Origin of the sequence: Vibrio sp. Isolate22 (genome assembly GCF_022398115.1) — a bacterium.
Lineage (GTDB): Bacteria > Pseudomonadota > Gammaproteobacteria > Enterobacterales > Vibrionaceae > Vibrio.
Map to the genome: position 1 here is coordinate 17560 of NZ_JAKEUW010000058.1, position 13068 is coordinate 30627.

The 13068-nt window shown below is 45.0% G+C and carries 10 protein-coding genes; 7 read left to right on the forward strand and 3 right to left on the reverse strand.

Going from position 1 to position 13068, the window contains the following annotated elements; all coding sequences use genetic code 11:
• Positions 1–340: 340 nt before the first annotated feature.
• From L1D55_RS22500 to nhaA, 5 genes are all read left to right on the forward strand, one after another.
• Positions 341–1714: an MATE family efflux transporter gene (locus tag L1D55_RS22500; RefSeq protein ID WP_239918922.1), complete on the forward strand. Its 1374-nt coding sequence runs from the start codon at positions 341–343 to the stop codon at positions 1712–1714.
• Between the two features lie 122 nt (positions 1715–1836).
• On the forward strand, positions 1837–2508 hold the full coding sequence (locus L1D55_RS22505) for an ABC transporter ATP-binding protein (RefSeq protein WP_004741308.1): 672 nt from the start codon (positions 1837–1839) through the stop codon (positions 2506–2508).
• Positions 2489–4942 carry an ABC transporter permease gene (locus tag L1D55_RS22510; RefSeq protein ID WP_239918923.1) on the forward strand — a complete coding sequence of 818 codons (2454 nt, stop codon included), beginning with the start codon at positions 2489–2491 and terminating at the stop codon, positions 4940–4942. The genes L1D55_RS22505 and L1D55_RS22510 overlap by 20 nt, the downstream gene beginning before the upstream one ends.
• Positions 4932–6080 (forward strand): lipocalin-like domain-containing protein, encoded by a 1149-nt coding sequence (locus L1D55_RS22515; protein ID WP_239918924.1) that lies wholly within the window; start codon positions 4932–4934, stop codon positions 6078–6080. The genes L1D55_RS22510 and L1D55_RS22515 overlap by 11 nt, the downstream gene beginning before the upstream one ends.
• A 276-nt stretch (positions 6081–6356) precedes the next feature.
• On the forward strand, positions 6357–7520 hold the full coding sequence (gene nhaA, locus L1D55_RS22520; RefSeq protein ID WP_128161118.1) for a Na+/H+ antiporter NhaA: 1164 nt from the start codon (positions 6357–6359) through the stop codon (positions 7518–7520).
• A gap of 202 nt (positions 7521–7722) precedes the next feature.
• Here the strand turns inward: nhaA and L1D55_RS22525 are convergent, their stop codons facing one another.
• A complete protein-coding gene (locus L1D55_RS22525; RefSeq protein WP_239918928.1) occupies positions 7723–8334 on the reverse strand; it encodes an OmpA family protein in 612 nt (203 codons plus the stop codon).
• A complete protein-coding gene (locus L1D55_RS22530; protein WP_239918925.1) occupies positions 8334–9641 on the reverse strand; it encodes a TolC family outer membrane protein in 1308 nt (435 codons plus the stop codon). The genes L1D55_RS22525 and L1D55_RS22530 overlap by 1 nt, the downstream gene beginning before the upstream one ends.
• 302 nt (positions 9642–9943) lie before the next feature.
• Here L1D55_RS22530 and L1D55_RS22535 point away from each other — a divergent pair, with 302 nt between their 5' ends.
• Complete coding sequence (locus tag L1D55_RS22535; protein ID WP_239918926.1) at positions 9944–11788, forward strand: VCBS domain-containing protein; 1845 nt, start codon at positions 9944–9946, stop codon at positions 11786–11788.
• 3 nt (positions 11789–11791) lie between these two features.
• Positions 11792–12721 (forward strand): M10 family metallopeptidase C-terminal domain-containing protein, encoded by a 930-nt coding sequence (locus tag L1D55_RS22540; protein ID WP_239918927.1) that lies wholly within the window; start codon positions 11792–11794, stop codon positions 12719–12721.
• 110 nt (positions 12722–12831) lie between these two features.
• Here L1D55_RS22540 and L1D55_RS22545 read toward each other — a convergent pair.
• Positions 12832–13068 (reverse strand): transposase (locus L1D55_RS22545; RefSeq protein ID WP_239916214.1); only part of this gene is annotated, 237 nt, incomplete at its 5' end.

The following is a 13068-nucleotide window of genomic DNA, read 5'->3' on the forward strand; positions in this document are numbered from 1 at the left end:
TGTGGTTAATTAGGTTTGTGAAAATTGGTAACAAATTCAATGAAATAAACATCGGGACTAACTTTGATTTCCATCAATTTAGCGGTAATCCAGATTAAGTTGGGCGTTTTATATATGGTGTATGTTTGATATTCACGTTTTATGGTTTGTTTGATAAACGATTCGACTTTCAAGTCGGGAGTAGCACGTTTTCTTTGCTTAGATTGGATGAGTGAGACAGTCAAAGACGTTATACGGAATTTTATGCATTCAGTATGATTTATGTATGGTTGAATTTCGAACATTGATATACTGAAAGAATAATCCTTTTGCCATCAACACGTTCCGTTCAGGTGTGCCTATGCTGCTCTCTTCAATTATCCATCATACACGCGGCGACTTTGTTCGCAGGCTGATTGCTATTGCTTTGCCAATCACCTTGCAGAGCATCATGTTTTCAAGCCGAGGCTTGGTGGATGTGCTGATGTTAGGCCAGCTTGGAGAAGCTGATATTGCAGCGGTTGGTGTCGCAAGTCGAGCGATGTTTGTGACGACTATTATGCTGGTGGGTGTGACCACTGGTGGTGCTCTGCTTACTGCCCAATATTGGGGAGCCGGTGATAAGCAAGGGGTAAGGGAAAGTACCGCATTAACCTGGTTGGTTTCGACCCTGTTTGCTCTTCTGACGATTGTCTTCTTTGTCTCTTTCCCTGCTCAAATTATGGGTGTGACGACCGATTCTCAAGAAGTGATCAGTTTAGGTGTTGAATACATCGTCATTACCTCTTTTAGTATGTTGGCGGTGTCGTGCGTTAGCAGCATGGCCGTTGGCTTACGAGCGATGCACAAACCTGGGTTAAGTACCTTCTTCAGTGGTATTGGTATCCTGTCCAACGTGTTTTTAAACTGGATGCTGATCTTCGGTAACCTAGGTTTTCCAGCTCTCGGTATCAAAGGTGCTGCGATAGCCACGGTATTAAGTGGCGCTATCGAAGTAGCGACCTTGTTTGGTTACCTCTATTTTTCTAAACACTTACTTGCCTTCAAGCTCTGTGACATCAAAGCTGCTGCAACGGTAGATAAAGTCGTGCGCTTCTTGAAGTTGTCGCTGCCTACAACCTTCAACTTCTTGGCTTGGGCTGGTGGGTTGTTTGCTTATCATGCCATCATGGGACAATCCGGTGTGCAAGGCTTAGCAGCACTTTCGGTGATGACACCAGTTGAATCTATCTCATTGAGCCTGTTGATAGGGATGTCGAACGCAGCTGCGGTATTGGTGGGGAACCAACTCGGCGCCAAGAACAACGAAGCGGTTTATTACCAAGCGCTCGGTATTACTATCCTATGTTTCTTAACCAGTATTGTGGTCGCGATTTTCCTCTACTTTGTGCAAACACCAATTTTGAATGCGTTTAGTGCATTAACAGAAGAAACCCGAGCACTTTCTGAGAAGTTTATTCTGATCCTTAGTGTCGGCATTGTTATTCGCTCAATTCCGATGACTGTAATTGTTGGTGTGTTGAGAGCGGGTGGCGATGTTAAGTTCTGCCTTTACCAAGACCTGATAGCACAGTGGGTGATTGGTATTCCGTTAGCGGCTATCGCGGCTATTTACTTTAAATTTCCACCTGAGTGGGTGTACTTACTTTTCCTCACTGAAGAGGTGATTAAGTGGAGCGGTTCGCTGTATCGCATGAAAACAAGAAAATGGATTAAAAACTTGATAGGAAGTTGAAGTAGGGCGCATCAATCGCATCACTTTATCGTTGGCATGTGATCTATCTTTCAAAATACTTCCTCCTAACAGGGAATTAGTGTAGATTCTCCTTCCAAATTCTAACTAATGCGAGCTGTTGAATGTTAAAGCTGTCAGACCTATGTAAAGGCTATGTTGATGGGGGGGAATTCCACCCTGTTTTGCAAGGTGCTGAACTGACATTGAATCAAGGTGACCAACTCGCATTAATGGGCGAAAGCGGCTCAGGAAAAAGTACTCTACTCAATCTAATTGCAGGTTTGGATCTCGCTGACTCTGGCGAAATCGTTTTTCCAAATTTCAACATGCACGATTCTACCGAGCGTGAACGCACTGCTTATCGTCGAAATAACATTGGCCATATCTTCCAGCAGTTCAACCTATTACCAACGTTGAATATCGCAGATAACATCCGTTTTTGCCGTCAACTAAAAGGCTTACCTGAAGATAAAGGTTTGTGGAGACAGATTCTTTCTGCTTTAGACCTTATGCCTCTACTTGGTCGTTATCCAGAGGAAGCTTCGGGTGGTCAGCAACAACGTGCCGCGATCGCTCGAGCCTTGTATATGGAGCCAAAAATCTTATTGGCCGATGAACCGACAGGTAGCCTAGACGAGCGTAACGCCGAAGCGGTAATGCGCTTGCTGACCTCTTTAGCACGCCAATTAGAATGTACGCTACTGTTGGTAACGCACAGTGAAAAAGTTGCCCTGCATATGGACGGCCGGATCCGCCTACAAGGAGGACAGCTGCATGTTATGGCCCGTAGTTAAGGCGCTACTCGGTCACTATCGACGTTACCCTCTACAAATTATCTTGGTATGGCTAGGCTTAACTCTTGGCGTATCACTATTGGTTGGTGTTACTGCTATCAACCAACACGCCAAGCAAAGTTATGCGCATGGCGAAAAACTCTTTTCGAATCCTCTTCCTTACCGTATTCGACCAAAACACAACGCCAATAAAATTCCGCAAGGTTTTTACATCCAGCTTCGCCGTGAAGGCTTTCAACAGTGCTCTCCTTTTGATCACCATCGTATCACTGATGAAAATGGCGCGAACTTCATGTTGATTGGTATCGACCCTGTTTCGATGCTTCAACTCCAACCGGGCGTGGCGTTAAAAGATCTTAATACGTTGAACCTGATGAAACCGCCGTACCCAATCCTTGTGAGCGACGATCTTGCTGAACACATGGAGTGGAAGAACGGTGACTACATCCACCTTATGGATGGTTCTCAGCTTGGCCCATTAATGGTTGATCAAAACAACATCATTGATGGTACTAGGCTGATTGCTGACATTTCGTTACTTAGAATGTTGAAACGCAGCGCTGGTTTGTCGGTGATTGCGTGTTCAGACATGTCTACCGAAAAGTTTGAACGACTCAAGAACATGCTACCGAATGGCTTGACGATTTCGCGTAGCTCTAAAGCAGAACTTGAGTCACTCACTAATGCATTCCACTTAAATCTAAAAGCGATGGGCATGCTGTCTTTCGTCGTAGGTTTGTTTATTTTCTACCAAGCGATGTCGTTATCATTTATCCAGCGTCAGCCGTTAGTGGGGATCTTAAGACAAACCGGTGTATCGGGTTGGCAGCTCACTAAAGCACTATGTTTAGAGCTATTGATTCTGGTTTTACTGAGCTGGATCTGCGGTAATGTCTTTGGTGTGATGTTGGCTAACCAACTGTTACCTGCTGTGTCTTCTAGCCTTGGCGACTTATATGACGCCAATGTTGGCTTAACGATTGACTGGAATTGGCGTTGGAGCGGTTACAGCTTGATGATGGCATTGATTGGTGCTTTCTTAGCGTGCGCATGGCCATTGGTTCGCTTACTTAAATCTCAGCCGATTCGTTTGTCTTCTCGCTTATCCCTGATGCGTTTCGCGGGCACTGAGTTCACTTGGCAAGCTTTGATAGGTTGTGGTTTCCTTGTTGCTGCTGTTGCGGTTTACCAAGCGCCACAAACTCAAGAGTCTGGTTTTGCCATCATTGCTTTAATGCTGGTGAGTGTGGCTCTGTTTACACCGTTCCTTATGTGGAAGCTGTTCAACAGCCTCTCTTACTCACTGCGTTGGGTCCGTGCTCGTTGGTTCTTTGCTGACGCTGCATCTAGCATGAGTTACCGCGGTGTTGCGACTATGGCCTTTATGTTGGCGTTAACCGCGAACATTGGTGTTGAAACCATGGTCGGTAGTTTCAGAGACACTACGGACAAATGGCTAACACAGCGATTGGCCGCTGACCTCTATATATACCCAACAAACAACGCAGCAGCACGTATGAGTAACTGGTTGTCAGAGCAGCCAGAAGTAGACTCTGTGTGGTGGCGTTGGGAAAAAGATGTCGCTTCTCCAGTAGGCAGTATTCAAGTGGTGAGCACCGGGCCTTCAGAGGGCGAGCTTGAAGCATTAACGATCAAACTCGGCATACCGAATTATTGGTATCACTTACACCACTCTAAAGGTGTGTTGATCAGTGAATCCATGTCGCTCAAACTAGGAATTCGTCCTGGTGATTATATTGATCTCTACGATAATCTAGGCTCTGGTTGGCAGGTCGTAGGTGTGTATTACGATTATGGTAACCCTTACCACCAAGTGATGATGTCACATCGCAACTGGCTATACGGCTTTGCAGGTCGAGGTAATGTAGGGCTTGGCGTCATACTGAAAGATGATGTGAATGCAGTGGGGCTTAGAAGCCGACTGGAAAGTGTATTTAGACTCGGTTCTGAGCGCATATTCGATAACAACAATATTCACAGCCAAGCGATGCGAGTGTTTGATAGAACCTTCGCCATTGCTGATACCTTGGGTAACATTACTCTTGTGATAGCCGTGTTTGGTATCTTCTTTGCGACGGTCGCTGGTGAGGTTTCAAGACAAAGACATATATCGTTGCAACGATGTTTAGGCGTATCGGCGAAGGAGTTGATCCTTACCGGTAGTTTACAGCTGTTTGTGTTTGGGCTTATCTCTTCGTTAATTGCAGTTCCACTGGGTTTAGCATTGGCGAACTTGATTGTTGATATCGTTATCAAGCAGTCTTTTGGCTGGTCACTCGAACTACAAGTACTTCCTTGGGACTATTTCGAGACATTTGCTTGGGCAATGGCAGCATTGATGTTAGCTGGTGCTTTACCAGTGATGAGAATGATTCGGAACACACCGATGAAATCACTAAGGGATGCGCTTTAATATGTTTCTAAGGAATAGCTCAACCAAGTTAAGACATCGATTTTTATCATCTCTGTTGTTGATCGGCTTCTTCGGCATCTTTTTGAGTGTCTGGGTCTACTATTCCTATTTTGTCGACCCTGGTGAGAAAGGAGTCAACGAGGTCAACTCGGTGTTGGTCAGCGAACATTTCAATGTTTTCGAACCTGTGTTACCTGACCGAGGTGTATCACTTCCACGAGACTTCAAGTTCCATCCGGAATTTCAGCACGAGTGGTGGCATTATTTTGCGTCTTTGAAAGGGGACGATGGCAAAGAATATTCGGTTCAGTGGAGCTTCTTCCGCATTGCAACGGATGAGCGTGAAACACCGGGATGGCAGAGTCCACAAGTTTACATCTCTAATGTGGTGATTTCTTCTAAATCCAAAGTGTGGAAAGAACAGCGAATGGCTCGTGGTGGCATTGGCCAAGCGGGAATGACCAGTCGTCCATTTAGGATTTGGATTGATAATTGGAATTGGCGCTCACTGGGGAATACACCGTTTCCTGGTCGCCTACAAGTACAAACGGATACGTTTGGGCTGCAATTAGATACAGTGGCAAAAGGACCATATGTCCTTAATGGTGATAACGGCTACCAGAAAAAGCATGATTTACTACCTGTCGCGTCTTACAACTTTAGCGCGCCGTTTTTATCATTGAGTGGTGTACTGAACCTTGATGGCGTAGCTAAGGAAGTAGAAGGCACAGCTTGGGTACACAAAGAGTGGGGTAGTGGCTTACTTGGAGTCGGTCAACAAGGCTGGGATTGGTTTGTGTTTAACCTTGATGACGGTACAGCACTGAGCATCAACCGCTATCGCCATAATCAGCAGTTACCTTATGTGTTCGGAACGTTAGCCACTCGTTCTGGCAAGGTTTACCAGTTAACGGAATCTGATATTTTGATTCAGCCTTTGCAGAACACAACGCTAATGAATGGCAGACGAATGCCGCTTCAGTGGATCATTAACGTCCCTGAGCACGATATCAACCTGACTACACGTATCATACGCCGAGATATGTGGCTGCCATTTGTCATACCTTATTGGGAAGGGCCAATAATGGCCAGCGGCAGTCATGAAGCGACCGGCTTTATGCAGCTCACCGGCTACTAAAAAACACCTAAGGCTATCATTTGATAGCCTTTTTTTATGTTTCTTAGTTTTGTTAGCACTCAATGAATTGTGCATACAGGTGTGATGTTCTCATCTATACTTAAATTATGGTGCATAATAACATATATGGAATATACGACGTATTGTTTAGTATTTGTAGGAAAAACCGAAGTTAAACATCCAAAGAAGTGATTATCTATCGATAAAGCTTGGATATAAACTCATGGTTATTCTTTGTTATTCGTTTATTTAAATAATAAATATAAGGGCGAAATCATGACCGACGTCATCCGTGACTTCTTTAAAATGGAATCTGCTGGCGGCATCATCCTAGTTATCGCTGCGGCGATCGCAATGTTTGTAGCAAACTCACCACTGAACGAAATGTACCAGGGCGTCCTGCATAGTTACGTTCTCGGTATGTCTGTGTCTCACTGGATTAACGATGGCTTAATGGCTGTCTTCTTCCTTCTAATTGGCTTAGAAGTTAAACGTGAGCTTTTAGAAGGCGCATTAAAGTCTAAAGAGACTGCTATCTTCCCAGCTATCGCTGCGGTAGGTGGTATGTTGGCTCCTGCACTTATTTACGTGCTATTTAACTCTAGTAACCCTGAAGCGCTTCAAGGTTGGGCTATCCCGGCTGCCACTGATATCGCATTCGCGTTAGGTATCATGGCACTTCTTGGTAACCGCGTACCGGTAAGCTTGAAAGTGTTCCTGTTAGCTCTAGCAATCATCGATGACCTAGGTGTTGTTGTTATCATTGCATTGTTCTACTCAGGTGACTTATCAACACTTGCACTTACAGTTGGTTTCATCGCAACAGGCGTGCTGTTCATGCTAAACAACAAGCATGTGACTAAACTGAGCGCTTACCTGATTGTTGGTGCAATTCTGTGGTTCGCAGTATTGAAGTCTGGTGTTCATGCAACATTAGCGGGTGTAGTAATTGGTTTTGCTATCCCACTGAAAGGCAATAAAGGGGAGCACTCTCCACTGAAACACCTAGAGCATGCACTGCACCCATACGTAGCTTTTGCAATTCTGCCAATCTTCGCATTTGCAAACGCAGGTATCTCACTGGAAGGTATTTCAATTTCAAACCTGACAGGCATGCTACCTCTTGGTATCGCTTTGGGTCTATTGGTTGGTAAGCCGCTGGGTATCTTCCTATTCAGCTGGGGTGCTGTGAAAACAGGTGTAGCTAAGCTTCCTGAAGGTGTGAATTTCATGAACATCTTCGCGGTATCTGTGCTGTGTGGTATTGGCTTTACGATGTCTATCTTTATTTCATCGCTGGCATTTGGCCCTACAAACGCAGATTTCGATACGCTTGCTCGATTAGGTATCCTGATGGGCTCAACGACAGCAGCTATCTTAGGTTACTTCCTGCTAAGCATTTCTTTACCGAAAACTAAGCACCAAGAAGTAAAACTTTAATCGATAACTGGCTCGGCTAACCGTCTAGCCACTTCCTGAGAAATAAGCTAATTCTTGAGTAGCAACAGCCACTAAGCCATTCCCGAGAGCTATGTGGCTACAAATAACAAAAAAGCCGCGATGTGCAATCCTATCGCGGCTTTTCTCTTTTTATGCTTGTCTAGCTGTCTCTTTTTACGTTTTGTAATCGGATAATCTTTGCCTATTTTTTAAGTGTGGTGAAAATAGTCCACTCTTCAACGATTTGTTCGCTTAAGCCAACCACGGTTGCGGTTACTCTACGGTTCAAAGCGTGTGATGTTGCATCGTCACCGTCACTTTCTAAACGATCCTCACCGTAACCTACGACTCTAACTCGGCTTGGGTCGATGCCGTTGGATAGCAACTCATCTTCGACGTGGTGAGCGCGTTTCTTTGAGAGCTCTAGGTTATATTCGCTAGAGCCAACTTTACTTGCGTAGCCCTGAATTTCGATGGACGCACTTTGGTAGGTTTCTAAAAACTCAGCCATGGTGGTTATCTGATCTGAGAAAATCGGGTTCACTTCGTAAGAATCGTTGGCAAATAGTATATTGAGCTGTCTAACTTCTTCCGCACGTATGATCTCGCCACAACCTTCGTTGTCGACTAACGACGCTGGAGGTGTTGAAGGGCAGGCGTCTCTCGCATTGACAACACCGTCTTTGTCATCATCTTGCAGATCGGATATTTGCTCGGCTTCAGGTGTCTCAATATATTCCTCTTCTTGTTGGCTAGAACAAGCGAGTAGGGACATTGTTAGTGCAGGAAGCAGTAAGTAGGTTATCTTCATGATCAATACTCCACAGCCGTTGTCCACTCATCTGGAATATCAACCAGCAGAGCGTTCAATAAAGAACCTGTCGCATTCATTACTCGATACTTAGCATATTGCTCAGCGTAATGGGCATCTAAGTAATCTTTTCGCGCTTCAAACAATTCATTCTCAGTGTTTAGCAAGTCAAGAAGGGTACGTTTACCTATCCGGTACTGTTTGCCATAAGCGATAACCGTTTCTGATGCAGAATCCACATGGTCAGATAAGAAGTTCTTTTGTTGTAGTGTTAAGTCTAATGCACTCCAAGATAGACGAAGCCCTTCTTCGACCTGGCGATAAGCTCTGTCTCTCAAGTCTTTTGCTTTATTCAGTTGATAGGCGGCGGCTTCCGAGTTCGCGCTGTCTGTGCCACCATTGTATAGGTTGTACCGCATTCTCAGCATCGCTAATGTTTCTTGGCTAGAACCTTCGTCACCGCCAGCGTCATCACGCCACGATTGCGATGCCTCAATGGAGAATGTTGGGTAATTCACACCTTTTGATTGCTTGTATTGGAAGTGTGCTGAATCGACATCCGCGTTGGCGACTTTGATAACCGGGTGTTGGTCTAGCGCATCAACCAGTGCATCCGACAGTGAAAGTGGGATCATTGAAATATCGGCTCTTGGGTAAACTAAGCCGAGTGGCTCTTGACCCACGATTCTTCTAAATTGGGTGTGCGTATCAATAAGATTGTTTTGTGCAGCGAGTAGGTTGCCGTGTGCTTTTGCGATCCTCGCTTCGACTTGGGATACGTCTGCTGTTGAACCGATACCAGAGCTTGCTCGCTTTTTGATGTCTTTATAAATTTTCTTGTGTATAGCAAGGTTACTCTCTGACAAGGCTAATACCTCAGTCGCTTTTACCGCGTCTAAGTAAATTTGTGTAACTTCAAGCGCTTTGTCTTCAGCATCTGCCAATAGCTGTAACCGGACCGATTCGGTTTCTGCAGCAGTACGATCCATATCGTAGAGAGTCGCTGAACCATCCCACAATAATTGGGTGAGGGAAATAGTTGCTTCTTTTCTCATGAGGTCGGTATCTGGGCCATTGTTTGGCGCAGGGTTTATGCCCTCGTAACCAATCCCAGCATCTAAATCGATACTTGGTCGGTAAGCACCGCCAGAGGCATCATTTCGTTTTCTCACGCTCTCAAACTCGTTAAAGATACTTTTTATCTCTGGATTGGTTGCCAAAGTGATAGCGACAGCCTGTTCCAAGGTTTGAGCGGCGAGCGGTGTGGTGACGACTAAGCAACACATCATTGATAATTTAAACAATCTCAAAGTAGCTCTCCTTCTACTCTAATTGTCCCCTCTTTTTTCTCAACCAATGTACCCCGTTGAATTGAGAGCTGTGTACTAATCGAAGCTTAGGACATCTGTAAAAAAATGCGAAGTTTGAAGGCTTATTTTTGCCTGTAAGTGGCTATTGCTGTTGAACAATTTGATATTAGCTCTAATTGCTATCTCTTAGTGAGTTTATTATCAATAGTGGCACTACTAAATTTATGGAGTGAAGCAACCACATCTCTGGGTGGGTTTTAGTGCGTGTGTGGTTGGTTTTGGGCTGAAGTAGGAACTGAGTTATGGGTAGTGTGAACCTTAATATTCTAGGCCTTGCTAGCGGCAGTATTGTGCTTGACGCTCAGGGTAGATTGCGTCAATTAGCACCGGGCGAACAACCAGCCTCGAGTGATGTCGTGATTAGTGTTGCCGAGAACGAAGAGAATGTGCCAAGTGTTTCGGCACGATTCGTTGATAGCCAAGGACAACAGAGTGAGTTGGAGATTGATGACGCAATCGCACAAGTCGAACGTGCAATAGAGGATGGCTTTGACCCAACTGAGTTAGGTGATGAGTTTGATACTGCCGCAGGCGACCAAGGATCAAGCCTGACCAACAGCGGTCGGATTGAACGAACAGGTACAGAAAGCCAGGCAGAAACTGACTTTGAAACGTCAGGTTTCGAATCTCAAGGACTATCCGTGACTCAGTCACTGACGCTATTTAACATCATCGCGTTAGCACTTGTGTCTGGTGAAACTAATGCTGTTGAGTTAGAGCAAGATCAACCCATAGAAGTAGGTGGCTCACTAACACTAGATAAGCAAGGTGTTATTTTTATTGATCAAGAGGTCGTTGGTGAAAATGGCTTAGGTACTTTTACTGTGAATGCTGATGGTACTTGGACCTTTTTGGCAAACAACTCTTTTAATGAACTAGGTATTGGTCAACAGACACAAGATTCCACGATAGTTCGAACTTCCGACGGTGTTGAACAAAGAATAACGGTGACCATAGTGGGCACTGATGACCGAGCTATCGCGACCAACGGGTCAGGAAGCGTGACCGAAGATATCGGTATTAATGAAGAGATTAGCAAGTTACAGACATCTGGTGAGGTCACCATTAGCGATGTCGATAGCACAACGCCTACCTTTTTACCCAATAGCGGATTCGACGCGGGCAAGTCTACCAATACGACTCAGCTCGGTGAGCTCTCGATTGCTCCAAGTGGTAGCTGGATTTACAACGTCAATAATGATGACGTTCAATACATAGGGGAAGGTGAGTCAGTGACTGAAACTTATGTGGTTACTGCCTCGGACGGAACGACAAGTGAAATTACGATTGTTATTAATGGAGCTGACGACTCATCTGAGATTTCGGTCGGAGAAGGTGATAGTGATACAGGCAGTGTTATTGAAGATGTGGAAGTCGATGAAGAGTCTAATCATCTTGAAGTGACGGGCACTCTGACTATTACCGACAATGATCTAAACGACGTTCCACGTTTTAACCCAACAGGTGTGTTCACTTCCTTAGGCTCAACTGGCGTAAGTGCGCTCGGTACATTAGCTATCACAGAATCAGGCCTGTGGACCTATATGGTGAATAATGACCTAGTTCAGCATCTAAATACGGGCGAAGAGATTACGGAGCGATACAGCGTCACTTCGACTGATGGAGCTGAACATATCATCGAAATTACGATTAATGGTACCAATGACGTGCCTGTGGCGACAGGTTTCAGTGTTGATGCGTCTGGAGAGCCTCATCAAAGCGGTGGCGACGATGAGGGAGTCATTCAATACGGTGATATAGAAACTGCCATCACGTTCAATTCCACGACAGCTACGCAAGATCGGATATCAGACATAGAAGATGACCACAACGAGGTCGATCTACATATCGTGATTAAAGCATTGCCGACATCAGGCACCTTACTCTATACAAACAGCGATGGCGTTACACGTGAGGTCGTGGAAAGTGACGTATCTGGAGAAACGCAATTTGACCATTCCGGCTTAAGTTATGTTGCCGGTGCAGGTGAAGCATTCCTACTTGGTATCACAGATGTCCCTGATGATGACACGTCAGTGTCTGAAGACGGTTTTTATAACTGGGGTAGCGCGGTTGAGGGCTCTTGAGGAATGAGGCGTGAAGTCGAATTAGCCAATGGCAGCTCGATTTATGTCGAGATAGATAACCCTAATAATAAGCCATTCAAGCAATACAATGCTGAGCAAAGTCATGTGGGTTATGGGATTGGTGATAGTGACGGGCGTGGTATCAACCGAGATGAAACTCTAACCATAGACTTTACGCAGAACCCAATATCAGAGGTTCGATTTGGCTTAGATGGTTTAGGTCCCGTGTTTGAAGAAGATACCCCTAATGTTGTGAGAGCCGTTTTTTACTTTGTTGGTGGCGGCAGCGAAACGGTTGAATACGAGAAAGAACCCGGGGAGACAGGTGTTGAGCGATTATTCTATGAATTCACGTACTCTTCACCTGGTCAGGTCATTGAACAAGTCGAGTTCTCAAATCCTAAAGGGAGCTGGGAGCTTAGATATATTGGTGGTGACCTAGAAGTCAATCAAGACAGCTTTGATTACCAAGTTGTCGACTCTACCGGGGAAGTAAGTAGCGTTGAGACGGTTACGCTTAATGTGGAAGGGGCAACGGCTTATCAAGTTCTGAGTGATCCCGAATCGTCTAACTTTGTTGCGGGATTAGGTAACGAGATCTTGATTGGCAATGATGCGGATAACATTTTCGAATGGGTGGACTCAGCGCTCGATAACAGTGTCGATGTGGTTAAAGAGTTCATTGTAGGTGAAGACTTACTTGAGCTCAGTGACATTCTAGACGCGACAGGTAGCGATTCAGTCGATGATCTTATTCCCGAAATTGATGCTGAATTGCAAGGGGATAACTTGGTGATGAGCATTGAACACGATGGAGGTGAACAAACCATTGTTTTGGAGGATGTGAAAGATCAGTTAATCGATCATGTTGTGGATAGTAGCTTTGACAGTATTTCAGCGCTTAGCGAGCTAATCAAGAATGATGCCGCTTGATCGGAAAATTGAAGCTTCATCTATTCGAATAAATTAAAGCCTTAACTATTGAATAATTGTTGTGGGGATTTAGTGTCGAAGGAGCGCCAATCACAGGCAAAAAAAAAGGTTCATCGCGGCTTTCCGGGGAAAGCCGCTTTTATCTTCAAGAAGAAGTAGTCTGTATCTCGATACCCATACCCCATTCGCTTGATTAACTTTATTTTGTTGTTTATCCCTTCCAATGTGCAGGTGTTGAGCGGATAACTTGCCGATCCAATAATACCGTGAAGATAAGGCCTCAGTTTTCGTGCGAACTCTTTCAATGGCTTAATTCCACTTTCTTGCACTTGTGCCCACCATACCTC

Excerpts from the sequence above, each read along its gene's own strand:
- L1D55_RS22500 (WP_239918922.1), top strand. The coding sequence starts at position 341 with ATGCTGCTCTCTTCAATTATCCATCATACACGCGGCGACTTTGTTCGC.
- L1D55_RS22505 (WP_004741308.1), top strand. The coding sequence starts at position 1,837 with ATGTTAAAGCTGTCAGACCTATGTAAAGGCTATGTTGATGGGGGGGAA.
- L1D55_RS22510 (WP_239918923.1), top strand. The coding sequence starts at position 2,489 with ATGTTATGGCCCGTAGTTAAGGCGCTACTCGGTCACTATCGACGTTAC.
- L1D55_RS22515 (WP_239918924.1), top strand. The coding sequence starts at position 4,932 with ATGCGCTTTAATATGTTTCTAAGGAATAGCTCAACCAAGTTAAGACAT.
- nhaA (WP_128161118.1), top strand. The coding sequence starts at position 6,357 with ATGACCGACGTCATCCGTGACTTCTTTAAAATGGAATCTGCTGGCGGC.
- L1D55_RS22535 (WP_239918926.1), top strand. The coding sequence starts at position 9,944 with ATGGGTAGTGTGAACCTTAATATTCTAGGCCTTGCTAGCGGCAGTATT.
- L1D55_RS22540 (WP_239918927.1), top strand. The coding sequence starts at position 11,792 with ATGAGGCGTGAAGTCGAATTAGCCAATGGCAGCTCGATTTATGTCGAG.